Below are 539 nucleotides of genomic sequence, written 5' to 3'. Positions count from 1 at the left end.
CGGGTGCTCGCGCCGCGAAGCTCCCTTCACCGCCTGCGCAGTTCGCCCGACGCGGCTTTCGGTGAACATTGGGAAGCGCGGCTCTCGGCCACCTCCGGCCGTCGTCCGGCGCTTGCCAGCGGACATTAGGATGGCGGGTCCCCTAACACAACGGACCTTCGCGCGCCGATCATGTCAGTCGCGTCGTCGGGCAATCCGACCGTCGCAGATCGCGCCCGATTGCTGCGATGGATTATTTCGTGGCAGTCTGCTTCACAGGGTTTCGAACGATCAACATGGTAAGGGGGTGCCACGGTTGCCGCGTGTGACGCCACTCGCCGCTACTTGCCCAGCATGGTGAGCGCCTCGCGCTTAGGTGCAAGCGAGACCTCTATCACCCCTTCCAACGGTGTGTTCATCTCGAGGATCAGAAATATTGCGCCGGAAGTAGATAGCGCGCCCAGAAACAATGCAGCAATGACTGTCGGTTTTGCGGGTGCGAACAGGCCAAACGCGGAAAAGATAACGGAGAATCACAACACCAGTGATATCAGCAATGG

General features: G+C 60.3%; 1 pseudogene. It reads right to left on the bottom strand.

Annotation, left to right across the window (positions count from 1 at the left end):
• Positions 1 to 320: 320 nt before the first annotated feature.
• Positions 321 to 539: pseudogene (locus tag AWB67_RS42950) on the bottom strand (bestrophin-like domain); the annotation flags it as partial.

The sequence above is a fragment of the Caballeronia terrestris genome (genome assembly GCF_001544515.1).
GTDB classification, from domain to species: Bacteria; Pseudomonadota; Gammaproteobacteria; order Burkholderiales; family Burkholderiaceae; genus Caballeronia; species Caballeronia terrestris.
The sequence above is the reverse complement of the archived record's forward strand: the minus strand, read 5'-3'. Positions and strand labels throughout refer to the sequence as shown.